Source organism: Dietzia timorensis (assembly GCF_001659785.1).
Taxonomy (GTDB): Bacteria; Actinomycetota; Actinomycetes; order Mycobacteriales; family Mycobacteriaceae; genus Dietzia; species Dietzia timorensis.
In genome coordinates, this window is the sequence record NZ_CP015961.1 from 68,933 (window position 1) to 91,404 (window position 22,472).

The following is a 22,472-nucleotide window of genomic DNA, read 5'->3' on the forward strand; positions in this document are numbered from 1 at the left end:
ATGGCCCCGATTTGTACTATTCCCCGCCCCTCATGGTCAGACGCCATCTTCGACGAAGCACGAAAGATCATTAAGCGTTCGAATGTTGTGGTGATGATCGCCGAATGGATGCACTACGATGGCATCCGCACCGGGGGCCGATCATCGAAATCGGCGTTCACCCTCGAAGCCGTCCTGACGATGACGGCGATGCTCGTATCGTGCGGGTGCCCGGTGACGTACGCGGCTATTCTCCGCGGACTGTACGAACTCACCGATACCCAGCTGCGCCGCGTCGGCATGGTTCTGACCGTTGACGAACGGGCCGCAGTAGTCGAGCAGAAGGCGTTTCAGCGGGAATATTCACGTTTTTGGATGTGGTGCGAGTTGCGGCTGCGGGTCATCGATCCTTCCCCGCACCTGGAGGCGCGGCGTGTGACTAACCATGCCCGCGCCGAGCGCATCGCCCGCACCACCGCGGCGGAAGCCGCCCGAGCTGCGAGAAACGCCGAACGCCTCCATAAGGTGTGTAACGCGCTGCTTTGGGCGTCGATCGCCCCGGGTGCACTCGACGACTACGCTGGGCACCTCGTCGCCGACGGGTCGATTTTCCCGGTCAGTCAGCTCGAAGCGGGTATGGGCTCCAAACCTGGCAAGAAACGTGCCGCAGCCCCAGGAGCAGGCTTTTATCTGCGGCAACGCTCTCACGAGCTCCACACCAACGACACCGGCATCGGTCAGGGCACGATCGGGAAAATCGGGCACGGCTTCGAAGCCACAGTGGCCACCTCGATGGGGTCACTGGCCCAGCCGGGCCTTGTCCCTCGGCTCGCGTTGGCAATGGCCCTACACGCCCCGACCGCCGGTTCCACGTCGTCCGTGTTGCGCTGCATCGACACCGCCCAAGAGAACGGGCTCATCCCGCCGCGCCGGCGACGGGCCGCACCACGCACCCTCACCGTAGACATGGGCTACCTGGGCAGCACGGATTTCGCCCGCGGCATCCTCGAGCGCGGCTACCATCTGCTCCACGCCTATCCGAATCGGCGCACCACGCGCGGCGCTGTGCGCGGGGCGTACACGTTCGCCTCCACAGACACGGACCGCCGCAGCGTCGACGCCCCGAACCCGGGTCCCATCATGGATAGCGGGGAGTTCTATTGTCCCGCGGCGGCGCATCTGCTCGGCGAACACGTCACCAAGCGGCGCCGCGACCTCGCCACGTCGAGCGACGGGATCGCCCAGCACGACCGGCGGCTCGCCGAACGACTCCCCTTCGTCATGGGACGCACCACCGGCCTCTACCAAGGGACCAAGCCAGATAGCAGCGGCCGGCGGCCCTGGAAGATCGGGTTGCAATGCCCCGCCGCCCAGGGCCGAGTCCGCTGCCCCCTCATGGACGGTGTCGCCGCCCGAGACACCACCATTCCCGAAGCCAGGCCCACCTGGGCCCGCGAGCAGTACCGCTGCTGCAGCGGACAAGTCGTGGTCACGCTGACCGAGCAGCAGCTCAAGACGGTGCAGGCCGCGTTAACGCCCGGGTCGTGGGAACACACACTCGCGCTCGAAAACCGGCGCGCGCTCACCGAATCAAAGTTCGCGCACACCAAAAACCGCAGCGTCAGCGGCATGACGAGCGTCAACCACGGGCCCAGACGCGAACCGCTCATGGCGATCACCATCGCGCTCGCACTCGTCGCAAGCAACGTGTCGATGCAGAAGGGTTTTATCCCCGATGCCACGAACGTACTACGCAATGGAATGAAGTATCTCGATCGTGACCTCGGACACCGAGCGACCAGGCGCCCACCACTGACCTAAGTCAAAGCGGAGCCGTCAGAGGCGCCCGCGGCGAGGAAAGCAATCCTGCCGCGGGCGACTCCGCACTCCTTATCCCGTTGACTGCTGAAAGCCTGACTTCGATTCCACTTGTGATAGCTGTGAGGTTGTCTCCTCCACGCGCAGCAGACCCGTTTGTATTGCTTGAGCCTAAAGAATTGTGTCGCTCTACCTAAGCGTTCTGGCACTAGCTGCGCGCCATGCATCGGCTGGGAGTAAAGGTCATTCGGCGGCAGAGATTGTGGCATAAATTTTTGTGCATCTCCTTGTCGTTGCTGCCGCCGGTTCGGCCGTTCTGCTCTCGGCTTGCTCGACGAAGGATGACGACATCAGGGGGCCGTTTTGTATTGTCGTCGCTCTGAGTCTTCGTGACATGATCGTGTCCGGCGCGCATGAGCTACCCATCACACCGATACAGGCCTACGCCGTACAGGCCCTGTAAGTCTCGGACGCATTTATGGTGGTCGTGCCGTTCAATTCGCCGCCGGAGAGCCTCACGAATATACATGCAGGGGTTTGGCTGGTGGACTACGTGGACGACGGTGGGCGGATCCGTTTTGTAGACGGCATCGCCCAAGGCGTGACCGATTGGCCACGCGTGCTCGATGCGGCCGATCCAGGCGCAGCCGAAGTCAAGAAATGCTTGCCGTGGATCGAGAGCCGTTAGCTACATGGAAATACCGAATTGTGGCCTCTTCGACGGTACGCGAATTGGCTAGTGGAAAAGTGGCCGCATAAATGTGCGCGTGTATCGGATCACGCACGAGCTATCGTCGCGGATTTTGTCCGCGGCGATGAATTCTGGGTCAACGTTGAAAAGTTTCCTGTACTCCTCATAGGCGGCGAGGCTTTCGAAGCTGAAAAGGGCTTCGGCGTGGTCGCTGGGACCTTCGGCGGGGAGGAAGTAGCCGTGATGGGTTCCGCCGTGTTTGTTGACGAGTCGAATCCACTCGCGGGCGAACGCTTCGAACGATTCCACTTTCTCGGGGTCGATTTGGTAGTGGACTACGCAGGTGATCATGTTAGCGACGGTAGCAGGTCATCCAGGTCAGCATTCCGGCGATTGGGGCGGCCAGCGTGGCCGCAGTCCACCAACTACTCCCGGCACGACCTTATTGGTCGCCGCGGTGCATGCGTGCGGTCGTGCGGACGAAAAATCCAAAGGTAATCCAGCAGTGCAAGTAGACGAGCCGACAGTATGGGAGGGACGTGAATTAAACTGTTGACCTGCCGTTCAGCCACGCGGTCTTTTAGCTTCCGAAGCGCGAAGGGCGAGAATCCGGAACGAGCCGGTTACTCGTCCTGCGTCGATGGCGCCCGGGATGCTACGAAGGATGAATAATAAGGGTCTCGCGACGAGAAATCATTTCCGGGTGGGCTGTCAGTTCGCAATCGAGTCGTTCTCCCGGCGGGACTGAGATGATGTTCGTATGGATCAGCAGTTGCCAGGTCGCGTCCGGGTAGTGGTGTTCGATGTCGGTGAAACTCTCATCGACGAGTCCCGCTTGTGGGCCCAACAGGCGCACACCGTAGGCGTGTCGCCATTCACGCTGATGGGCGTCATCGGGGCGCTGATCGAGCAGCAAGAGTCGCATCACAAAGCTTGGGACATTCTCGGTGTCGAAGCACCATCAGCCGCGACGGAGATCCGACCAGGTGATTTTTACCCGGATGCACTCGACTGCCTTTTGGCAGCAAGAGATACTGGCTTTGTTGTTGGTATCGCTGGTAACCAGCTTGCGGGGGCTACGAGCTGCCTGCGAGCCGGTGGCTTCGATGCAGATTTCATCGCCTCAGCGGCAAAGTGGGGCGTAGCCAAACCCTCGACCAGTTTTTTCTCGCTGATCGCCGACGCCTCCGGCGCCGAGCCCGGTGAGATCCTCTACGTGGGCGATCGACTCGACAATGACATCATTCCCGCCGCCGTCGGGTTCCGAACCGCGTTGCTTCGTCGTGGTCCATGGGGACAAATCCACAGCCGCCATGTCGACAGTTCCCTTGCAGACTTACGACTTGATTCGCTGACGGAGCTGGCATCGATATTTCGGGCCGCTACCTCGGGTGCCCCCGCCGAGCAGCCTGCAAATGAACTGAGACGCGACGACCCGGCCATCAGAACAGTCCGCGCCTCTGATGCCGATCGACCGTCCTATAGATAGTCAAGTAGCGTCCGGCCCCATCTCGGCACCTTCTGCGGTAGAGAGGATTCGGTCGACCTCTTCACGGACGGCGGTTAGGTCGAAGCTCTCAATCTCGCTCTCGTGCGCTACTCGGGTTGCGGTGTCGTCGAAGAGTGAAATGGCTGCCAGCAGCGGACGAGTGTTGTCGTGCCCGAACGGGCCCCAGCAGTGTTCAAGTGCCGTTTGAACCGCGGGGTCCATCCAGTTGCGCATGCGCGTGCCGAGATAGCGAACGTCGCGGGTTCCTCGATAGCGCAGGTTGTGGTCCCATTCGATCATGCGTAGCAACTCTGTTTTGAGGTCGTAGTCGCGAGTGACAACGCTCCAGGGCTCATCTCGGGCGATGGCTTTGGCGGTCATCAGTGCTGCCGCTGCCGCCCAGTTGCAGCATTCGTCAAAGCTATTCTGATCAGGCATCTGTGCCGGTGGAGCGACTACCGAGAATTCTGAGGTAGCACCATCTTTGTCGAGAAGGACCGAGTATGGGCGTTCGTAGTCGTTCTCCCTGCTGGTGGCGTCGATCAGGGTGAAGTCCAGCTTTCCTCCGACGTAGTAGATCAGGCGTGTTGGCTGCTCCTCGGCGTTCTCCAGTCGCTCGACCGCGAGCACTTCTCCGAGTTCTTCCCACCATGAGTCATCAAGTTCGAGAGGCTCGGTCTCTCGTACGTGGAGCTCGATGTCGCGGTCCGACAGGGGGTGTTGGCTAAGGTCAGCGGCAGATCCAGTGAGGACCACAGCACGGACGTTGGGTTGCCCCTTCGCCCAGGTCACAACAGCTTCTACTGCATGCTCATAGTCCATACCGGTATTATCCCTCTAGAGCGACAAGCGGCCGGGTCGATGACACGGCGGAAAGGTCGCGCCGGAGATCGTTGTAGACCTCCCTCGCGATGAACCTTTTCAGACAGCGCAGCACGTCCTTCTTTGAGAGTCCCTCTGCCCGACGACGTTCCATGTAGGCGACGGTCCGCGGATCGTAGCGGAGACGGACTACGGCGATCATGTGCAGCGCGCGGTTGGCTTGCCGATCGCCACCACGGTGAAGGCGCATACGATGCGTCTTCCCGGAGGCGACAGGAATCGGAGCGACGCCGCACAACCGGGCGAACGCGGCATCGGTGTGCAGACGCCCGACGTTCTCTCCCGCGCTGATCAAGAACTGCGCAGCGTGGCCGGTGCCTATTCCGATCTTGGAGACCAACGTGGGTGTGGTCGCGGCGACGAGCTGGCCGAGCTGCTGGTCAAGGTCGCCGATTTCCTCGTTGAGGACTTCCACACGATTCGCCAAAGTGCGCAGGGTTAGCTTGGCTGCCTGCATCGGATCGGTCAGCCCAGCAGTATCAGGTCGTAGTCGCCGGCATGCGGCGATTCGAGCTTTCGGACCTGTGGTGGCGTTGATCTGCTCACGAAGCTCGCCAGGGGCTGTCACGAGCACATTCTGAAGCTGAGTTTGTGCAATAGACCGCGCTTTAACCGCCGAATTACGAGCGAGGGTGAGCATCCGGATCGACTCAACGACGCCGCTGGTGTTCTTCGGCACCACTGGAGCCTCACCGGCGAGAATCTTGCGGGCAGCGGCCTCGGCATCGATAGCGTCGGTCTTTCCCCGACGAGCTGCGGTGTGCGCGTGCGGGCGGTTGACCTCACGAACATCGTGCCCTTCGGCCAAGAGATGACGTACCAGGCCAGCACCGTAGGAGCCGGTGCACTCGATACCGAACACAGCGACAGGCCCGACCGTCGCGGTCCAGGCCAGGAGCTGTGCGTATCCACGCGATGTAGCCGGGAACTGCTGGTCGGCGATGAGCGCCCCGCGAGCGCTGAGGATCGCGGCGTGGTGGATGTCCTTATGGGTGTCGATGCCAACGATGATCGGCTCTTGCTCGACTGTCGGTGCTGCTGTCATGGTGGAGAGGTCTCCTTCACTCGCTTCTCACGGGTGCGGTGCTGGATGACCGACGCCGGCCGGGCGGACAAAACAGTGATGGGGCACTCGGATCTCAACGTCCTATGAAGTCACATCCCGCCCGGCACGGCCACAACCACCGCCAGGTGGCGAGCTGCCCGACCGAGATCGACAGGTCGAAAGAACGACACACCCGCAGCAGCGGACTGGTCAGTTTATTGGGAAGTCAGACCCCGACCGAGCAACTCCACTCCATCTTCACTGTTTAGTGGACCTGTTCGACGACCTGTCGCATCCGGCAACCGCAGGCCAGATTCGTACCCGCGTGAGGCGATTGCTTGAGGACGACACATACATGATGTGGGTAGCGGAGAACGTTGACGGCGGCATCGATGGTTTCGCAGCTGGACACCTCGTGTATCCGATCGAGGATGACGTCTCGGCCGGCCAGTTGATTGCGTTGGTCACGTCCCAGCACGCACGAGGCACCGGCATAGGCGTCAAACTTTCCGAAGCCTTCGAATGCTGGGCGACGTCCAGAGGAGCTGGCCGCGCCGTCGTCAATTCGGGCCAAGACCGCCATACTTCCCACGAATTCTACAAACACCTCGGATGGGAACAGACCGGGCTACGACTCGGAAAGCGGCTTGATTAACAATAAGCGCAAACGGAATCAACAAATGGGTTGGTCGAACTGATTCGCATTTCAGAGTTGTGGCGTGATTGCGGGCAAGTTGAAGGGTGCGCCGCCGGTTGATTCGGCGGCGGTGCTCGGTGATGGTGTCCACGCGTCAAGAGAGGAGTGAGGTGGTGTTTCGACATAAGGAGAGACTCAGAGACACCGTTCCGGGTGTCGAGTTTCTGTCGCGAGTGCTCGGTGAGGGGATGGCGACGCTTGACCTTGAGACGGCGTGTGAATACGCGATACGTGCGGTTGCCAGTTTTCTTTATGGCCCGGCCAGCCTCGACGAGATCCGCGAGGAGTCAGAGCATATCGGCGACGATGTTGAGGACGCGGTGCGCGCCCGGCTCGCAGAACTCGACCGCGCTACTGTCGAATCGGGGTTTGCCCACGGCGGTGATCCGAGTCCTTTTCGGTCGCCGGAATTTCCTATGTTGTCTCGCGAGCGGCCGCAGTATCACCCGAGGACAGCGTTTTGGACGGCAACGATCCTCTCGGGCGAGGAGGACACGTGGACAATATGCGGTGAGAATCTGCATCCAGACCGTCCACGCACGATTGTCGACTTCGATAGGCGCCGTGCGCGGATGTACCGTGTCGATACTCTTAGGCAGTGGCGTCAGGTCACCACCGAATGGCCCGTCATCGACGGCGAGTGCCACTGGGCATCGGTGGCCCGCAAATTCGACGCTATTGCATTGAGTATCAGTGGTCTCCTCCTCGCACACCCTGGCACCATCTGGGACACCGAACAGCCCCCAGCCACAGCGATCGAGCAACTACGCACGCAGTCACTGGAACTCGGAGTGGGCGCATGGTCGACCGTCAGCGCCGCATGGCTCAACCAACCCCCGGGCATGACCCTCAACCCGCCTGCGACGTGACACCAATAGCTCAGGCCGCCGGTGGACGGTATGTGGCCTGTCACCGCTCCAACGTCGCCCCTATCTGCCTGGCCGGCATCGTCGCTGGCGCGTGTCCGCCCCAGGTCGCCATCGACTCACACTGACAGGCCGTCGACCACACGCACTATCCCAACAATCCGCCTGTACCCGTTTCGCCTTCGATCGGCGCCGATGAGTCTTCGGCCTAGCTGTATGAGGCCAAGACGTTATCGACGCGTTGTGGTGTCGCGGATGCAGGCGGCTTGCCGTCTTGGGTTCCGTGAGGTCTGTGATAGTTGTAGTGCAGGTTCCAGGTCAGAAGCGCTTCCTCGCGCTGACGCTCTGAGGTCCAAGCTCTCGCGTAGAGGAATTCTTCGGCGATGATGCGGTTGTAGCGTTCAACTTTTCCGTTGTGCTTGGGCGTGTACGGCTTGGTCCGGCGATGCTCAGCACCGCTCAGAGCGGCGGCGAAAATATTGGAGCGATAGCAGGCACCGTTATCGGTGATAATCCGCTCGATCTTCACAATCCCGTGCTTGGCGAACCACTTGCGGGCGCGGTTCAAGAACGCGACGGCGGTGGCGGCCTGCTCGTTCTCAAGTGACTCGGTGTACGCCAGGCGCGTGTGTCCGTCGATCGCGGAGTGCAGGTAGGAGTATCCGGCTCGCGCTCCGCGGGTTTTCGCGCGGGCAGCGGCCCTGGCTTCGGGACTGTTCTTGCCGTGCGCCCGCCAGCCGCCGCCGTCCGGAATGCGTCCGATCTTCTTCACGTCCAGATGGATCATGTGCCCGGGGTGCTTGGCGGTGATCACTTTGACTTCCCGGTTGCTCTCACCGTTGGGGTCGATGAACCGGCGGCGGTTCAGGCCGAGCCGGGCCAGGTGCCGAGTAACTGTGCGTCGACTAGACGCCATGCCCTCAGCACGGAGCTCGAAGGCGATGCGAGACGCCGACCATTTCTGCACCCGACGCAGATGCTCGATCCGTGCCACTGTGTTTCCCGGCGTTGCTTTCGGCTGCCTGACCGGAGCTGACGAGCGATCGATTAGCCCAAGCCTGCCGAACTTCCGGTAGCGGTTCACCCACTTCGAAGCGGTCGCCCGCGAAATGCCCATCTCGGCGGCTACGTGCGCGATCGGCCGAGTGCGGCAACGTTCAACGAGCCGCTTCCGGCCCTCGGGCGTGAGCGGAGCATTCTTGTGGGACCTCATTCGTCTGCGGAATACAAGGAGAGGTTCGTCGCTGTCATCGCAGAAGTGAGCCGCCAGAGTCGTTCAGCACTCGAAACGTCGAGCGCATAGGGCTGAACACCTCCCTGGTCCATCGTGCCGCCCTCCTTTGCCACCGGGGCGATGTCGCAGTCCTCGAGATAGAGCCCCCCTCGTCCCTCAAGGCTGGGGGAAGTAGCTGCCCACAAGCCCGTGGCGGCACCCTGGCTCGGGCTTTTGAAGTCGGCATCGGCGACGTTCCCGTCGAGATCGATCCACCCGAGTTCGACTTGTTCAGCAACTGAGAGTTGCCGCTGGAGGCCGGTCATGATCTTGCCAGGGTGCAGCGCGAACGCTCGAACCCCGTGATCAGCGCCAAGACGATCAAGCCAGAGGGCGAAGAGCACGTTAGCGGTCTTCGACTGCCCATACGCGGCCCATCTGTCGTAGCCGGTCAGAAAATGCGGGTCGTTCCAGCGGATATCCGACGCGTGGTGCCCAGCAGATGAGTAGGAGACAACGCGCCCTCCGGCGCGAACCAACAGCGGAAACAGCCGCGTAGTGAGCGCAAAGTGCCCGAGGTGGTTGACGGCGAACTGATAATCCCACCCCGGCCCAACTGGCCGGAGTGGGGTGGCCATCACGCCCGCGGCCGAGATAAGCATGTCGATTCGGTCGGTCGCGACGCTAATCTTCTCCGCCGCATCAGCAATGCTGCCTAGGTCAGCGAGGTCCATGCCCTCGACGACCACGACACCGTCGAGCCCAGCCAGGGATTCCAGCGCAACCGACGCCCTACGAGCAGGCACGAGCACCCGAGCACCAGCGGAAGCGAGTGCCCTGGTGGTTTCGAGTCCCAGCCCTGAGTATCCGCCCGTGACTACAGCGGTTTGGCCGGAGAGGTCACGATCGACGAGCACGTCTGTTGCCGTCGAGGCGGCGGTGAATCCGGATCCGAGAGAGTGTTGTTCTGCGAGTGTCATGCCGTTGACGATATGACCTAGAGTGAACTCTAGGTAAAGCCGAACAGAGATGGGAAGTGAGTAGTGGGCACAACAGAATCGATGACGTTCTCGATCGGCGAGGTGGCGAACGCAGTCGGGATGAGTGTTCATGCGCTGCGGTTCTACGAGCGCGAGGGACTACTCGTCGGACCTATAAAGCGCACCGCGGGCGGTCGCCGCCGTTATGCGCAGGTTGATATCGCCTGGCTTCAGATTTGCACCAAGCTTCGTGAATCCGGAATGCCAGTCGCAGAACTGCAGCGATTCGCCGCATTGGTGCGGCATGGACCTGGAAATGAGCCCGAGCGTCTGGCGCTTCTCGACGCTCAACGAGACCGGGTCAACCAGCAGATACACGCCCTAGAACAAGCCAGGAATGTCATTGAGCGGAAGACCGACATCTATCGCCAACATATCCGGGATGGAAACGCCGTCGGGTTATGGGACCCCACCAGCAAGACGGGGCTCGACTAGGGCGCGTCTCTAAAGGAGGTGGTTGCTACCCGTGTGCTCGTCGCATCTTCCTACCAGGCTGATCTCGTGGCGGCATGGGAGGTCGTCCGCGACGCATCTGGTGACCATGACGTGCCGAGCGCGCTGATCGGTGTTGCCGCACTCGGATACGACCGCCAGCTCGTGGAAGTCGAAGTTACAGACGCCGTGATCGGCTGACGCCAATCGGCTGGAGCGCCTTTGGAGACATGCCGTAGCACGGATCCGAAGCCTTCGCCGGACCCCGAGGAGCTGTAGGGATGCGGCACGGCGGCCAAACTTCCCGGACACGATCCGTCCGGGAAGCCTCCTACCGTCGAGGGCATGACGACAGACATCTCGATCACGCCGTTCACCCTCGAGGTTCCCGAGACTCAACTTGCCGTCCTCCGCGCACGACTGCGCGAGACGATCTGGCCCGAACCGTCGGACGGGGCCGACTGGAGCTCCGGTATGCCCGTCGCCTACGGGAAGCGCCTGGCCCGGCGATGGGTGGAGGGCTTTGACTGGCGCGCACAAGAGCACCGACTGAACGCGATCCCTCAGTTCACCACGGTGATCGACGGCCACGCGGTGCACTTCTTCCACCGCCCCTCTCCACGGGAGGACGCGACACCCCTGCTCCTCTTGCACGGCTGGCCCGGGAGTTCGACCGAGTTCGCGGGAGTCATGGACGAGCTTGCGGAGCCGCCCGACCCGACCAGCCCGGCCTTCCACGTCATCGCCCCGACGATCCCCGGCTTCGGCGTGTCCGGGCCCACCACAGGGTGGGGGCCACAGCGCGCCGCCGAGGCGTTCTGCGACCTGGTGCGGCGCCTGGGGTACACGGAAGTCGTGGTGCACGGATATGACCTGGGGGCGATCATCGCCCGTCGGATGGGCCTGCTCGAGGGCACCCCGGTTGCGCTGCTGCACTTGACGGCGCTGTTCGGATCGCAGGGACCGACCCCCGAGACCATCGACCACGATGATCCCGAGGAGAGTGCGGCCCTCGCCGCGTCGATGCGCTACGCCTACGAGCTCTCGGGCTATGCCCTGGTCCAGTCTGCCCGCCCGCAGTCGGTCGCCTACTTCGGTGCCGACTCCTCCGCCTCGCTGCTCGCTTGGATCATCGAGCGGTTCCGCGACTGGTCTGCGGCCGACGAGAATCCAGAGGAGGCGATCGACGTCGACGAGATGCTGACGACGGTCTCGATCTACGCGCTGTTCGGCACGCTCGGCTCATCCGCCCGGTACTACCAGGAAGGGGGCGAGGAGTGGGTGGCGGAACAGCCCGCCTCGTCCGTCCCGACCGCTGTCTGCCGGATGCCCGATGACATCAGCACGATGGTCCGTCGCTTCGCCGAGCGGAACAACCGCATCGTCCGGTGGACCACGCTCGAGAGCGGAGGTCACTTCGGGCTCTGGGAGGAGCCGGAGATGGTCGTCGCGGACCTGCGCCGGGCGGTCGCGGCACACCACCACCCGGGTCGGCGCACCGCTCGGGTGCGGTGACCGGGAGCCGGGCCGACGGCCGATCAGGCCTCGGGGGCGCACAGGTCCGGTCGACCGTCGCCTCAGCCGCAGGTCATGTGAGTGCTCCCCGGCCACCACGGGACCGATCACACCTGTATACCCGTCGTCGAGGTGATGTGGTCCGGGACCTCTCCCGCATAGTCACCGGTGTTGAGCGTCCCGGCCGGTTCGAGCAGCATCACGCTCGCGCCTCCCGGGGACTCCGGGCAGTGCTGGGTGCCTCGTGGCACGACGAAGACATCGTGTCGCTCGAGATGCACCGCCGTCTCGCCTCCGGCCTCCTCGCGAAGGTGGATATCGAGGGTGCCATCGAGCACGATGAACAGCTCGTCGGTGTCCGGATGGGAGTGCCAGACAAAGCTTCCCTCGACCTTGACCACACGGACGGCGAAGTCGTTGACCTGGGCGAGGAATCGAGGACTCCAGTGCTCCTCGAAAGATGCCAGTGCGGTGTCGATATTGGTGCTCACAGTCGTCATGTCTCGATCATGGACCTTGCGTTTTCCTCGCGACAGTGCAAGATATGACGCATGTCGCAACTTTCCTCGCATGGATGTTCCGTTGTCGCTCTTGTCGATGAGGGTTCCAACCCCTTCGAGCTGGCGTGCCTGACCGAAGTTCTGGCCATCGACCGCCCGGAGGCCGGCGGACTGCTCTATGACGTTGAGATGTGCGCGAGGGAGTCCTACGTATCGATGCGGCAGGGGCTCTTCGCGATGACCGACATCGCCGATCTGTCTGTCATGGAGCAGGCGGACACGGTGATCGTGCCGAACCGACCCGACACGTCCACGCCCCACCACCCCGACGTGCTCGATGCGATAGCCCGATCCTTCTCCCGTGGCGCACGGATGATCGGGATGTGCAGCGGAGCATTCACCCTCGCCGAAGCAGGGGTGCTGGACGGACGCCGCGTCACCGTGCACTGGCAGTGGGCCGACGAGTTTCGGGCTCGCTTCCCGCGCGTCCGCGTCGACGACGACGTCCTCTTCGTCGACGATGGCGACATCCTCACCTCGGCCGGCAGCGCGGCCGCCCTCGATCTCGCGCTCCATGTCGTACGTCGCGACCACGGCGCGGAGACCGGAGCGGCAGTCGCACGCCGACTGGTCTTCCCCGGCCATCGCCCCGGTGGGCAACGCCAGTTCATCGAACATCCGCTCCCCGAGGAGAACCAGAGTCCTCTCGCAGCGATGCTCACGTGGGCGGAGCAGCACGCGACGGAACCGATCTCCGTCAGGGACCTGGCCCTTCGAGCGGCGATGAGCCCCGCGACAGTGCACCGACGCTTCCGCGCTGAGCTGGGATGCACTCCGAATCAATGGCTGACGCTCGTTCGCGTCGAGCACGCACGCCGTCTGCTCGAACAGACCGACCTCACCATCGACCAGATCGCGTCTCGGAGCGGCTTGGGAACCACCGCCAACCTCCGCGCTCGACTCGCGGATCAGACTGGTCTCACTCCCACCGCCTACCGCCGCACGTTCTCGGCGTCATGACCCGCAACACCTAGGGCGCGTCTCTAAAGGAGGTGGTTGAGCCACTGGATGATCGCGCGGAGGACGGTGCCGGCGCGGTAGGTGAGGGCGAGTTTGTCGTAGCGGGTGGCCAGGCCGCGCCATTGCTTCACGTCGCTGTAGCCACGCTCGATCACGTTGCGACCGCGGTAGGCCTCGACGTCCAGGTCGACGGGCCGGCCGCCGCGGGAACCCCGGTTGCGGCGGTGCTGCTGCTGATCGCGAGGTTCAGGGATCACGGCCTTGATCCCGCGATTCCGCAGAGTCCGGCGGGTGGCGCGGGAGGAGTAGGCCTTGTCGCCGCGCAGCATGTCCGGCCTCGTCCGCGGTCGACCTGGCCCGTCCCGTGCGACGGAGAGACCATCCAGCAGCGGGGCCAGCATTGGTGAGTCTCCGCCTTGGCCGGGACCGCAGAGGATCACCAGCGGGAGGCCGTGGCCGTCGACGAGCTGATGGATCTTCGTCGAGGGCCCGCCGCGGGAGCGACCCAGGGCGTGGTCAGGAGGCTCGTGGCGGAGATTCTTGTGGTTCCACAGTGCCCCCTGTGGTGCGCTCGAGGGTGGTGCCGTGCTGGTGAGCGCGGCAGATCGTGGAGTCGACCGCGACTGACCAGTCCAGCTTCCCGCTCGCGTCGGCACGGACCAGGAGAGCGTCGAGGACGCGGTCCCAGGTGCCGTCGGCGGCCCAGGCTCGATGGCCTCCCACTGCGCGTCGGACAACACGCTTCGACGACTCATCCGCCCAGGTTCGCAGACTGACCCCGCACGAACTTAGGAGACGCGCCCTAGAGGTCAGCTGTCAACAACCTTCTGGCCAGCAACACCTAGCCCGCGCGAGCTGGAACTCGGTGAGTAACTACCAGCGAAGCAAGTCCTACATGTCTGACGGTGCAGAACTGTGCGTTTCGCTCTGGACTTCGTATCGTGGTGACCGCTGTATCGGGGAGGTGATGGGCCGGCCGCATACCGTCGTCGGAATGGTAGCCTTCCGCTGCCCGTTCTATCAACGGCGGAGGCACAGCCGGTTCTCGCCGGCCGGCCCAGATTGTGGTCGTGCCGCAACGGAGGCGGCTCTGTCGGAGTACATAGCGGCCGCGCCCGTGTCCTCTACGCTGAGGACATGAGCGTCGCTCGGCAGTCGAGTTGATCAGAATCTAGCCCACAAACGTGACAGTACAGTCCGCAGAGAACTAGTCATGTCAATGTAGCTCTTGCCATTCTTCAGGCAACCCCGAACTCGGGGCTCAACAAGTCCGCGTCGACACCATAGAATTGAAGCTGCAGTGAGACAGCGCCGCAATCTCGCTGGCGAACGTAGGTGAATCAGAACGTCCGCCCGTTCAATCGCAAATACTCGAAAAACGTCACGACAAAAACGCCATGCTCGTCAGACTGTGAACCTCCTTCCCCGGTCGTAAAGTTTCAGGCCCTTACCTCAGAGCCTGGGATAGCTTGAGTCCCCAGCTTCGCTCCCTAACCTTCCCCAGACGCACCTATCTCCAACAACCTCGGGGCGGTACGTCGCACCTGCGCGAAAGTTCGTCGGGCGGAACTACACTGGGAGCTATGGACCCTCGCATTTCTCTCGTGACTCTCGCTGTCGCGGACGTAGCCCGGTCCCGGCGTTTTTATCTGGAGGGGCTCGGTTGGAAACCGGAATTTGAAGCGTCGGACATTTTTATGGTCCGTGCGGGAGAGCACCTAATTTTGTCACTTTGGGATCGCGATCGATTCCAGGAGGAGGTTGGCCAGATTTCTGTTGGCGATGGTGTAGCGCCGCTTACCCTCGCGCACAACGTCGGTACGCGTGGTGAAGTCGATGAAATCTTGCGAACCGCACGGGACGTAGGAGCCGAACCGATCGCCGAGGCGGTCGAGAGGGAGTGGGGCGGATACAGCGGATACTTCGGTGATCCGGATGGGTACCGGTGGGAAGTTGCGTTCGCTCCCGGCCCGGTTAATGATGTCGTGCTCCCCGATTGAGATTGCCGCTTGCATTGGCGCTGTTGCACTAACGGGTAGATCGTCGGATGCTTGGATTCCAGCAATCGATGCAACGGGTCAGGTCGTCTGGGATTCTATCTCTCGGGAGAAGCGTTCCGCCGGCGTTGCCCAGTCCAAGCACTTTCGTGGACGGTGGTTGAGGCGGCTGGCCACAGCGTCGGGGTCGTCTTGGGTGTACCGCTGCAGCGGTGTGCCTTTCGGGAAGTATTGACGTAGCAGCCCGTTGGTGTTCTCATTCGAGCCGCGCTGCCATGGCGAGGCAGGATCACAGAAGTAGATTTTCAGCCCCAAGGCCGCGCTGGTCACGCCATGCGAACTCATCTCCGCGCCTTGATCCCAGGTCAGCGTTCGGCGCATTTCGCTAGGTAGAGAGCTCATGACGTTGATGAGGCTGGCGCTGAGCACGTCCGCGAACCGCTCGTTGCCCACGTGAGCGAGGATGGTGAACCGTGTGGTGCGTTCGACGACCGTCGCGATCGAGGAACGCCCCGGTGCCCGACGATAAGATCTCCTTCCCAGTGCCCGGTTTGTCGTCGGTCGTTGACGACGACGGGCCGCTGAGACAGGGGCGTCATCGGCGTGGTGAACCGGGGACGACGTTGATCAGGTGCCCGGTGGGGTTTGCGACGACGCCGTCCCCTGCGCAGATGGGGACACAATTCCCGCCGCAGGTAGGGGCGGGCATTCAAGTAGAGCGCCTGGTAGATCGTCTCCGGGAATAGCCGCATCGTGGGATCGCTTGGGGAGTCCTGACGCAGGCGCCGACTGATCTGTTCCGGGGACCACTGTTGCTCAAGGCCGTATTGCACGTACCCCAACAGTGCCGAGATAGTCAGGAGCTTCACCGGCCGGGGGCATGCTCGCCGAGCTGCAGCCTTGCGGTGTGCAGCGTGCGGCCGGTATCCGTGAGAGCCAGAGGAATTTCGCCGCAGTTCACGGCTAATAGTGGAAGGTGAACGTTCCATCCGCGCCGCGATCTGGCGGATAGTGAGTCCTTCGCGGAGGTAATCGAACAGCGCCTCGCGCTCGATAATGCTCAAGCAGCGGGAGTGGATGACCTTGTCGACGGTGTCAAGATTGATGCGTTCGCCCTGGACGTAGCGGGTGCGGGAGTTCTTCACACGCTCTATGATCTGCTGGTTCGTGTAGCGATTGACAGTTCCGTCGGCTAGAACTCGGCCACCGTAGAACGATTGGATGCCCTTGTCGGCGTCGGCGGCACTGCGCTTGTCCAGGCCGACGAACGCCCGGGCTCGTTCACGGGTCCACCCGGCGGCCCGCAGACGCAGGTACTCCTCGCGCTTGGAATTGATGCTGGAACCGGTGAAGATCCCAGCCAGGTGGGTCCATTTGTAGCACGTCACCCGGTTGATTCCCATGCTTCGTGCCACTGCCGAGACGTTCGGCGTCGCTTGGAGTCGACGGAAGAACTCGTCCTCTTCGGCCCGCGTGAATTTGCGAGGAGTGGCGCGTCGCACGTTGAGACCAGCCTGCTTTACCCATCGATAGCCGGCATCAGGAGAAGCGCCGACCGATTTTGACGCGGCTCGTACGCTTTGCCCTTGGTCGATGAGCACGAAAAACCGTTCTCGCTGCTGCGGGGTACACTTCCGTTCAGCCATGGCATCACCTTCGTAAGTGAGGTGTTGCATCGACTGATTGAACCCGCCCAATTTCGATCAAGGAAATACGTCGCCGCGATCCGTCGCCACTATCTGATTGGGTCGATGGGCAGAGTCGGCGCGGCCGGTGATAACGCGGCGATGGAATCGTTCTTCGCGCTGCTGCAAAAGAACGTCCTAAACCGGAAGGCGTGGCGCACCCGAGACGAGCTCCGTGCCGCGATCATCACCTGGATCGAGCGGACCTATCACCGCCGGCGCCGGCAAGCCCGCCTGGGCCGATTGACGCCCATCGAATTCGAGACCATGATGAACCCGACCGCCGCACTGGCGGCCTAACCTCAAGTGTCTCCCGATCGTGCAGCAGTCCCTTCCCCTGGCCGAGTGTGATGGAATGTCGGATGTTCCTGGCATTCTTGGGCCATGGAAACCAACAGAACCACCGACGGCCCCGACGTGCGCTCCGGACCCTTCTGGGAGTTCATTGCCGGCCGACTGCCTGCACCCCCGGCCGCCGAGCTGCTGGGGCTGAAAGTTGTTCGGGCAGATGCCGAGTTCGCGGAGTTCGAAGCGACGTTCGAGGCCCGTCCCGAGTTCGTCAACCCCACCGGGAAAGTCCAAGGTGGGTTCCTCGCTGCGATGCTGGACGAGACACTCGGCCCTGCACTGGCCACTACCCTCGCCCCCGACGAGTTCGCGCCGACCCTGGAGCTGAAGGTGAATTTCCTGCGCCCGGCCGCACCGGGAACACTCACCGGGCAAGGCCGGATCGTGCACCGCGGAGGCCACATCGCCTTCCTCGCAGGCGAACTACTCAGCGCTGACGGAATGACCCTTGCAACGGCAACGGCAACAGCACGAGTTCTGAAGCATGACTGGACGACGACGCAGCCAACGTGACGCCGACAATCACCAGCGCTGCCACCCAGAACCCATCCGATGTAACGTCAGGGATCACCGACGTAGCTAATCTCGCCAAGCGCTCTCGTCGCTCCCTGCACCCCGTATCAAGGCAGGAAAGCCGTGACGCCGATACTCGGGTCGCAACCTCCCCGGGCCTCAAAGGGGATCCTGACCAAGGAGGGGACGCTCCTCTGTTGCGCCGACAATCGTCGCACCGAAAACTCTATTGCAACAGCGAAGCCGCAATTCGATGTCCATCCACGAGTTGGTCGATCTTGACGACCGCGCCGAGGACAGCGTGCCATTGTCAAGGTTTGCCAATGGACTTCGTCAAACCAGATTGCATTCCGACAGACGAGACGGTCTCGCAACGTCGTCAACGACATGACAAGACTCGACCGGGCGACGAGCATCGCGCCGTCGGGTGGTATCGAGCAGAAGGACGAAGCTAATGCCTATGAGGAATCTAAAAGCTCTTCGAGACGACATGAGAATTCGGGAGTGGGTAATCACCTGCTTCCCGTTCAACTACAACCAGCGCCAATACTTCGTGTTCGTGAGGAGGTACATTCCCGACGGAAGCGGCCCCGAGTGGGCCCTTGTGGAGCTCTGCTTCGCAGACCGAACCGACCTCAACAGAATGCTGGAGGTCCCAGCGAACTCGCGTAGGTTACTGCCGGACAATTTTGCCGCATTCCGGAACTACTTCAGGGTCAACTGGGTGGAGAACCTTGGAGACTTCCTGACGCAGTTCGCCGAGAATCTGGGGACGCACATTCCTGACCACGTCGGACGGCTAGCGGCCGCCGAGCGAGAGGCCGTGTGCGGACGCCTCCTCGTCAGCGACAGTGAAGACCCGAACAGGTTGTACTGCACCGGGATTATGCGTAACAGAACCGGTGCAACTCGGACGGTCTATAACGCGCAGAAAACCCAGATGCTGCGACCCGCTCTCTTCGCGAAGTGGGAAGACGACCCGACGGTGTCATTCTGCTACTCCACAGAAAGGGAGGACTGCCGCACTGACGACGAAATCATCGACGCTGCCGACGGGCGATAACGGCCGGGAAGCCCGTACCGACCGGACTTGGCTCACTAGACCGGAAACCATCGTCTCCTCTTGCCGGGGCTCGCCGAGTCCGTTCGTGGGGCCTGACCATAATTCTCAGATCATCTCGCTTCTCCCGTCACCTACACGGATGCGGGAGTCGGCTTGTCCAAGAACCAGGTTCAGGCCCCCTGCCGTCGTCCGCCGGGTTGGAACCTTCATCGGTGTTGACTACCGTAAGAGACGTAGGACGTGCCTTTCCGCCAACGCTGCAACGCTGACGTGATCAAATGACGACCAGGATCATTCTGCGGGAAGGCGCACCCGCCAAGATCCACAGATCTTGATCATTTCTCTTCGAATTAATCGAACTCGGCTCTACTTGGCCGCAGCCAATGGCGATGCAGCAGTTTGATTTGCTCTGGAAGTACTCGGGACCGGGAAAGCGTCGGTAAATCGTCGATGTCGAAATACGCTATTTCGCTCGTTTCACTACTTCAGAAGCCGAAATCTACGAGCTCAGCTGACTCGCACACGAAGAGCAGCTTGTAGATGTGCCTGTCATAAGGCGGATGGTGAGGCCACTTTTCACGATCAATGAGCGCGGCCAATTGACGTGCACGAGCGTGGATTCCGGCTTCTTCCAGTACTTCTCTTTCAATGGCTTCGGTTGGAGATTCGAGCACGTCGCACCAGCCGCCCGGAATCGTCCATCGGTCATGGTCAGCAATTTCTCGCACGAGAAGAATGCGGCCGTCGTTGTCGAAAATTCCTGCCCGAACGTCAATTCTCGGTGTCGTATAACCGGCTACCGAGGCGATGTGTCTGTCGTACGAATGTTGGGGGGTTCGTGGCAATCGTGTCCGTGAGGTCGGCCGCGAGTCGCGCAATACGGTGGAAACGCTCAATATCAAACTGATCATCGCAATAAGCAAGTCCAGACTCGGCTATTGCCGTGAGCTCGATAGACAGACGTCGGAGGTCGGTGCTCTCCTTCTGCTGAACCATATTTTCGACCCTTCCGGATGTGGAGTGCGTGGGGGCGGATTTGACGGTTTGACGGTGAGGCACAGGATGTAGGGCCCCAGGGGCGCGTGACGTTGCAAGTTCCTACACTAGAACTTCGCACTCCAGGACCGGGACTGCTGCGCGCGGAGGAGACATCTTGAGCTGACCACCGACGCCGACAGTTGGAGCTTACGTCGAGCATGCCGCTTCGGCCCCGGCCTGACAAGAAGTCCAAAACCACCGCGGAGGGGAGAGTCACGAGGTGCTCTCCCTCGATTGACGGCACCCGGTACGTGACCGTCCATTAGGTCGCCGCCTCTCGGAGAGAACCCTTCTTGAAGCTCGGTGCGAATCGCCGGGAATTCTGAACGTGATCACCGGGAACGTGTCGCTGTACGCCGCGACGACCTGCGGTTTTGAACTGCTCACGCTGTGATGTGTCGGGACATCGTTCACCAGATGTCCCGGCACATTTGTCATTTCGGGGGTTCGCTGGCGGGTGGGGGTTTTTGTTTTCGTTGGTAGCCCTTGGTGGTGTCGATGATGAATTCGGCGAGTATTTCTCCTGTTTTGGAATCGGCGATCCAGGCGTGGTTATCGATGAGGGCGAGATGTATTGGTGTGCCTTTGTGTGGGCGTCCGACTGCGAGGTGGCGCATGCGGCCGGCGTAGCGGAGTGAGACTTTTCCGTCCTGATCTACGCGGTCTTGTCGGGTTCTGACCTCTTTGAGGTCGCTGGTTTCCGGTGAGGATTTGGGCAGGTTGTTGTAGGCCTGTGCTGGTGTTCTTCTGTTGAGCGCTCGGTGCGGGCGTTCGTTGTTGTAGTAGTGCTGAAATTCGGCGAGTTGCGTGTTGAGCTGATTGGTTGTTTTTGCTGGTGGGCGGGCGTTGAGCCAGCGTTTTAATGTTTGGTGGAATCGTTCGATTTTGCCTTGCGTTTGAGGGTGCGCCGGGGATCCGTTGATTTGCACGATCTGGTGGTCGTGGAGGTATTTTTCGAACCCGTTTTTGCCTGTGGCGCGTTTTCCTTGGGTGAATCTCGAGGTGAAGACCATGCCGTTGTCGGTGAGTGTTGAGGCGGGGTGGCCGTGGTCGAGACATGCCTGGGCGAATTGTTGCGTGACGATGGTGCCGGTGACTCGTGTGTGGGCGGCGATGGTGACCAGGAAGCGTGAGTGGTCGTCGATGAAGTTGAGGACTTCGCAGTCAGTGCCGTTCGCGAGTCTGACGTGGGTGAAATCGCCCTGCCAGCGTTCGTTGGGCTGAGAAGCTTCGAATCGTCGGATGCTTGAACGTGGCCGCTTGTGTGGTTGTGGGGTGACGGCGTTTTCTGCGGTGAGGATCCGGTGGATCGTGCGTGCCGATGGTGCGGGGTGGCCGTGGATGTGGAGTTGGTAGGCGATGGATTCGGCGCCGGCGTCGTAGCCGTTGCCGAGGAGATAGTTACGCGTGGTGATGATCGCCTCGCGGGTGGCTGTTGGCGTGGCGTTGGGGCTGGTGTGTGGTCGTTTTGATCGGGGCTGGAAGGCATGTTCGCCTTCGGCTCTATAGCGCGCTACGAGTGTGCGTACCCATCGCACCGATAAGTCGAGTTCGCGGGCTGTGGCCTCGACGCCTATCCCTGATAGAGCCATCCGGATGATCTGTTCGTTCGTCGTCATTTCTTGACGGTGAACGATGTCCTGTCACATCGCTAGTACACGCCGTGGCTGATCGATGTCCCGTCACATCGGGTGAACGATGTCGGCGGTGAACGATGTCTCGTCACATGTGGTCTTGGTGGGGTGAACGATGTCGCGCCACATGGGTGAACGATGTCCTGTCATCAGACACCCCCTCGCGCACGCTAGAGCAGTTCGAGTGTGGAGCTGCAAGGGGAGCCCGAATCGGATCAGTCCGATTCGGGCTCCTTTTTTCGTTAAAGGGGCCGTTCAGGCACCCAGTACCTCGCCTTTGCCGGGCTCGGAGCCCTCGGGGTAGCCCTCTCCCTTTTCAAGGGCCGTTTTCACGTCGGCGGCGTAGAAGTCCTTGACGTATTCCTGCCCGCCCAGCTCGGCCAGACGCTCCATGATCGCATCGGTGAGCGCACGAGCCTGGGCGTAGTCGTCCCCGGCATCGTGGAAATCTGCAGGGTAGAGCGGGTCGCCGACCACGAGGCCGCACCTGTGCGGCCGCGGAATCCACGAGCCGATCGGGTTGGCCTTGTGGGTGTCGATCATCGCCACCGGGTAGACGGGGACGTCGGCCTTGAGGGCCGTGCGGGCGGCGCCGGTCTTGCCCCGGTAGAGGCGACCGTCCGGGGAGCGCGTGCCCTCGGGGTACATCCCGTGGAGTTCGCCGCGCTCGAGTACGCGCAGGCCCGTCGCCATTGCGGCGGTCTGCGAGTCCTTGTCGGAACGGTCGATGGGCACCTGGCCGACCGAGGTGAAGAACCATTTCTGAATGGCACCCGAGAGGCCGGTTCCGGTGAAGTATTCCTTCTTCGCGAGGAAGGTGATCTGCCTCGGGGACAGCAGCGGCAGGTAGAACGAATCCATCACGGCCAGATGGTTCGAGGCGAGCATCGCTGGGCCGGTCGACGGGATCTTGTCGATTCCCCGCGCGAACGGGCGGTTGTACACGCGCAGGAATGGGCCGATGACCACGTTCTTCAATACCCAGTACGTCTTGTTCGTCATTGTCC

General features: G+C 61.9%; 25 protein-coding genes and 1 pseudogene. 13 read left to right on the forward strand and 13 right to left on the reverse strand.

Annotated features, from left to right (window positions below):
* Both BJL86_RS00345 and BJL86_RS00355 read left to right on the forward strand, forming a co-directional pair.
* Complete coding sequence (locus tag BJL86_RS00345) at positions 1-1,800, forward strand: hypothetical protein (RefSeq protein ID WP_067473762.1); 1,800 nt, start codon at positions 1-3, stop codon at positions 1,798-1,800.
* 541 nt (positions 1,801-2,341) lie between these two features.
* On the forward strand, positions 2,342-2,485 hold the full coding sequence (locus BJL86_RS00355) for a hypothetical protein (protein ID WP_156515280.1): 144 nt from the start codon (positions 2,342-2,344) through the stop codon (positions 2,483-2,485).
* Positions 2,486-2,533: 48 nt separating this feature from the next.
* On the opposite strand, the gene BJL86_RS00360 is transcribed toward BJL86_RS00355, so the two are convergent.
* Complete coding sequence (locus tag BJL86_RS00360) at positions 2,534-2,839, reverse strand: NIPSNAP family protein (protein WP_067473754.1); 306 nt, start codon at positions 2,837-2,839, stop codon at positions 2,534-2,536.
* A gap of 409 nt (positions 2,840-3,248) precedes the next feature.
* Here BJL86_RS00360 and BJL86_RS00365 point away from each other — a divergent pair, with 409 nt between their 5' ends.
* Positions 3,249-3,977 carry an HAD family hydrolase gene (locus BJL86_RS00365; RefSeq protein ID WP_067473751.1) on the forward strand — a complete coding sequence of 243 codons (729 nt, stop codon included), beginning with the start codon at positions 3,249-3,251 and terminating at the stop codon, positions 3,975-3,977.
* Here BJL86_RS00365 and BJL86_RS00370 read toward each other — a convergent pair whose 3' ends face one another.
* Complete coding sequence (locus BJL86_RS00370) at positions 3,978-4,799, reverse strand: aminoglycoside 6-adenylyltransferase (RefSeq protein ID WP_067473747.1); 822 nt, start codon at positions 4,797-4,799, stop codon at positions 3,978-3,980. It abuts the gene before it with no gap.
* 7 nt (positions 4,800-4,806) lie between these two features.
* Positions 4,807-5,904 carry an IS110 family RNA-guided transposase gene (locus BJL86_RS00375; RefSeq protein ID WP_067473743.1) on the reverse strand — a complete coding sequence of 366 codons (1,098 nt, stop codon included), beginning with the start codon at positions 5,902-5,904 and terminating at the stop codon, positions 4,807-4,809.
* A 268-nt stretch (positions 5,905-6,172) separates the two neighbouring features.
* On the opposite strand from BJL86_RS00375, the gene BJL86_RS00380 reads away from it, so the two are divergent.
* Both BJL86_RS00380 and BJL86_RS00385 read left to right on the forward strand, forming a co-directional pair.
* Positions 6,173-6,559, forward strand: a complete 387-nt coding sequence (locus BJL86_RS00380; RefSeq protein WP_197487561.1) for a GNAT family N-acetyltransferase — start codon at positions 6,173-6,175, stop codon at positions 6,557-6,559.
* 230 nt (positions 6,560-6,789) lie between these two features.
* Positions 6,790-7,470 carry a hypothetical protein gene (locus BJL86_RS00385; protein WP_156515279.1) on the forward strand — a complete coding sequence of 227 codons (681 nt, stop codon included), beginning with the start codon at positions 6,790-6,792 and terminating at the stop codon, positions 7,468-7,470.
* Between the two features lie 205 nt (positions 7,471-7,675).
* On the opposite strand, the gene BJL86_RS00390 is transcribed toward BJL86_RS00385, so the two are convergent.
* Positions 7,676-8,680: an IS481 family transposase gene (locus BJL86_RS00390; protein WP_067473734.1), complete on the reverse strand. Its 1,005-nt coding sequence runs from the start codon at positions 8,678-8,680 to the stop codon at positions 7,676-7,678.
* Positions 8,677-9,660: an oxidoreductase gene (locus BJL86_RS00395; protein ID WP_067473731.1), complete on the reverse strand. Its 984-nt coding sequence runs from the start codon at positions 9,658-9,660 to the stop codon at positions 8,677-8,679. Before BJL86_RS00395 ends, BJL86_RS00390 begins: the two co-directional genes overlap by 4 nt.
* Positions 9,661-9,741: 81 nt before the next feature.
* Here BJL86_RS00395 and BJL86_RS00400 point away from each other — a divergent pair, with 81 nt between their 5' ends.
* The 3 genes from BJL86_RS00400 to BJL86_RS00410 all read left to right on the forward strand — a co-directional run bounded on the left by BJL86_RS00400 (position 9,742) and on the right by BJL86_RS00410 (position 11,667).
* A complete protein-coding gene (locus BJL86_RS00400; protein WP_067473728.1) occupies positions 9,742-10,155 on the forward strand; it encodes a MerR family transcriptional regulator in 414 nt (137 codons plus the stop codon).
* 18 nt (positions 10,156-10,173) lie between these two features.
* Positions 10,174-10,353 carry a hypothetical protein gene (locus tag BJL86_RS00405; RefSeq protein WP_197487560.1) on the forward strand — a complete coding sequence of 60 codons (180 nt, stop codon included), beginning with the start codon at positions 10,174-10,176 and terminating at the stop codon, positions 10,351-10,353.
* A gap of 144 nt (positions 10,354-10,497) precedes the next feature.
* Positions 10,498-11,667: an epoxide hydrolase family protein gene (locus BJL86_RS00410; RefSeq protein WP_067473725.1), complete on the forward strand. Its 1,170-nt coding sequence runs from the start codon at positions 10,498-10,500 to the stop codon at positions 11,665-11,667.
* A gap of 107 nt (positions 11,668-11,774) precedes the next feature.
* On the opposite strand, the gene BJL86_RS00415 is transcribed toward BJL86_RS00410, so the two are convergent.
* The gene (locus BJL86_RS00415; protein WP_067473722.1) at positions 11,775-12,167 is read right to left on the reverse strand and encodes a cupin domain-containing protein; all 393 of its coding nucleotides are present in this window, start codon (positions 12,165-12,167) and stop codon (positions 11,775-11,777) included.
* Positions 12,168-12,218: 51 nt separating this feature from the next.
* Between BJL86_RS00415 and BJL86_RS00420 the strand changes: the two genes are divergently transcribed.
* A complete protein-coding gene (locus tag BJL86_RS00420) occupies positions 12,219-13,187 on the forward strand; it encodes a GlxA family transcriptional regulator (protein ID WP_067473718.1) in 969 nt (322 codons plus the stop codon).
* Between the two features lie 23 nt (positions 13,188-13,210).
* Here BJL86_RS00420 and BJL86_RS00425 read toward each other — a convergent pair whose 3' ends face one another.
* On the reverse strand, positions 13,211-13,942 hold the full coding sequence (locus BJL86_RS00425; protein ID WP_156515278.1) for an IS5 family transposase: 732 nt from the start codon (positions 13,940-13,942) through the stop codon (positions 13,211-13,213).
* A gap of 828 nt (positions 13,943-14,770) precedes the next feature.
* Between BJL86_RS00425 and BJL86_RS00430 the strand changes: the two genes are divergently transcribed.
* Positions 14,771-15,187, forward strand: a complete 417-nt coding sequence (locus tag BJL86_RS00430; protein WP_075844743.1) for a VOC family protein — start codon at positions 14,771-14,773, stop codon at positions 15,185-15,187.
* Positions 15,188-15,265: 78 nt separating this feature from the next.
* On the opposite strand, the gene BJL86_RS17885 is transcribed toward BJL86_RS00430, so the two are convergent.
* The gene (locus tag BJL86_RS17885) at positions 15,266-15,637 is read right to left on the reverse strand and encodes an IS30 family transposase (protein ID WP_462675117.1); all 372 of its coding nucleotides are present in this window, start codon (positions 15,635-15,637) and stop codon (positions 15,266-15,268) included.
* Entirely contained in the window at positions 15,583-16,599 is a 1,017-nt protein-coding gene (locus tag BJL86_RS17890; protein ID WP_462675116.1) for an IS30 family transposase, read from the reverse strand. The genes BJL86_RS17885 and BJL86_RS17890 overlap by 55 nt, the downstream gene beginning before the upstream one ends.
* 276 nt (positions 16,600-16,875) lie before the next feature.
* On the opposite strand from BJL86_RS17890, the pseudogene BJL86_RS00440 reads away from it, so the two are divergent.
* The 3 genes and pseudogenes from BJL86_RS00440 to BJL86_RS00450 all read left to right on the forward strand — a co-directional run.
* Positions 16,876-17,169 (forward strand): annotated as a pseudogene (locus BJL86_RS00440) (integrase core domain-containing protein); the annotation flags it as partial.
* A gap of 84 nt (positions 17,170-17,253) precedes the next feature.
* On the forward strand, positions 17,254-17,730 hold the full coding sequence (locus tag BJL86_RS00445) for a PaaI family thioesterase (RefSeq protein ID WP_067473708.1): 477 nt from the start codon (positions 17,254-17,256) through the stop codon (positions 17,728-17,730).
* Between the two features lie 460 nt (positions 17,731-18,190).
* Entirely contained in the window at positions 18,191-18,793 is a 603-nt protein-coding gene (locus BJL86_RS00450) for a DUF6037 family protein (protein ID WP_082908451.1), read from the forward strand.
* Between the two features lie 485 nt (positions 18,794-19,278).
* Here the strand turns inward: BJL86_RS00450 and BJL86_RS17345 are convergent, their stop codons facing one another.
* From BJL86_RS17345 to BJL86_RS00465, 4 genes are all read right to left on the reverse strand, one after another.
* Positions 19,279-19,671, reverse strand: coding sequence for an NUDIX domain-containing protein (locus tag BJL86_RS17345; protein WP_418235955.1), 393 nt, complete (start codon positions 19,669-19,671; stop codon positions 19,279-19,281).
* Positions 19,565-19,789, reverse strand: coding sequence for an NUDIX hydrolase N-terminal domain-containing protein (locus tag BJL86_RS17780; protein WP_197487558.1), 225 nt, complete (start codon positions 19,787-19,789; stop codon positions 19,565-19,567). Before BJL86_RS17780 ends, BJL86_RS17345 begins: the two co-directional genes overlap by 107 nt.
* A gap of 476 nt (positions 19,790-20,265) precedes the next feature.
* Positions 20,266-21,450: an IS481 family transposase gene (locus BJL86_RS00460; protein WP_067473702.1), complete on the reverse strand. Its 1,185-nt coding sequence runs from the start codon at positions 21,448-21,450 to the stop codon at positions 20,266-20,268.
* 270 nt (positions 21,451-21,720) lie between these two features.
* Positions 21,721-22,467, reverse strand: coding sequence for a lysophospholipid acyltransferase family protein (locus tag BJL86_RS00465; RefSeq protein WP_067473699.1), 747 nt, complete (start codon positions 22,465-22,467; stop codon positions 21,721-21,723).
* Positions 22,468-22,472 lie beyond the last annotated feature (5 nt).

What these genes read in the sequence shown, in the direction of transcription:
- BJL86_RS00410 (WP_067473725.1), top strand. Translation starts at nt 10,498, where the DNA reads ATGACGACAGACATCTCGATCACGCCGTTCACCCTCGAGGTTCCCGAG.
- BJL86_RS00385 (WP_156515279.1), top strand. Translation starts at nt 6,790, where the DNA reads ATGGCGACGCTTGACCTTGAGACGGCGTGTGAATACGCGATACGTGCG.
- BJL86_RS00395 (WP_067473731.1), bottom strand. Translation starts at nt 9,660, where the DNA reads ATGACACTCGCAGAACAACACTCTCTCGGATCCGGATTCACCGCCGCC.
- BJL86_RS00465 (WP_067473699.1), bottom strand. Translation starts at nt 22,467, where the DNA reads ATGACGAACAAGACGTACTGGGTATTGAAGAACGTGGTCATCGGCCCA.
- BJL86_RS00400 (WP_067473728.1), top strand. Translation starts at nt 9,742, where the DNA reads ATGACGTTCTCGATCGGCGAGGTGGCGAACGCAGTCGGGATGAGTGTT.
- BJL86_RS17780 (WP_197487558.1), bottom strand. Translation starts at nt 19,789, where the DNA reads ATGGTTCAGCAGAAGGAGAGCACCGACCTCCGACGTCTGTCTATCGAG.
- BJL86_RS00460 (WP_067473702.1), bottom strand. Translation starts at nt 21,450, where the DNA reads ATGACGACGAACGAACAGATCATCCGGATGGCTCTATCAGGGATAGGC.
- BJL86_RS00420 (WP_067473718.1), top strand. Translation starts at nt 12,219, where the DNA reads ATGTCGCAACTTTCCTCGCATGGATGTTCCGTTGTCGCTCTTGTCGAT.
- BJL86_RS00375 (WP_067473743.1), bottom strand. Translation starts at nt 5,904, where the DNA reads ATGACAGCAGCACCGACAGTCGAGCAAGAGCCGATCATCGTTGGCATC.
- BJL86_RS00360 (WP_067473754.1), bottom strand. Translation starts at nt 2,839, where the DNA reads ATGATCACCTGCGTAGTCCACTACCAAATCGACCCCGAGAAAGTGGAA.
- BJL86_RS00415 (WP_067473722.1), bottom strand. Translation starts at nt 12,167, where the DNA reads ATGACGACTGTGAGCACCAATATCGACACCGCACTGGCATCTTTCGAG.
- BJL86_RS00430 (WP_075844743.1), top strand. Translation starts at nt 14,771, where the DNA reads ATGGACCCTCGCATTTCTCTCGTGACTCTCGCTGTCGCGGACGTAGCC.
- BJL86_RS00365 (WP_067473751.1), top strand. Translation starts at nt 3,249, where the DNA reads ATGGATCAGCAGTTGCCAGGTCGCGTCCGGGTAGTGGTGTTCGATGTC.
- BJL86_RS00450 (WP_082908451.1), top strand. Translation starts at nt 18,191, where the DNA reads ATGAGGAATCTAAAAGCTCTTCGAGACGACATGAGAATTCGGGAGTGG.
- BJL86_RS00345 (WP_067473762.1), top strand. Translation starts at nt 1, where the DNA reads ATGGCCCCGATTTGTACTATTCCCCGCCCCTCATGGTCAGACGCCATC.
- BJL86_RS00370 (WP_067473747.1), bottom strand. Translation starts at nt 4,799, where the DNA reads ATGGACTATGAGCATGCAGTAGAAGCTGTTGTGACCTGGGCGAAGGGG.
- BJL86_RS00445 (WP_067473708.1), top strand. Translation starts at nt 17,254, where the DNA reads ATGGAAACCAACAGAACCACCGACGGCCCCGACGTGCGCTCCGGACCC.
- BJL86_RS00390 (WP_067473734.1), bottom strand. Translation starts at nt 8,680, where the DNA reads ATGAGGTCCCACAAGAATGCTCCGCTCACGCCCGAGGGCCGGAAGCGG.
- BJL86_RS00425 (WP_156515278.1), bottom strand. Translation starts at nt 13,942, where the DNA reads ATGAGTCGTCGAAGCGTGTTGTCCGACGCGCAGTGGGAGGCCATCGAG.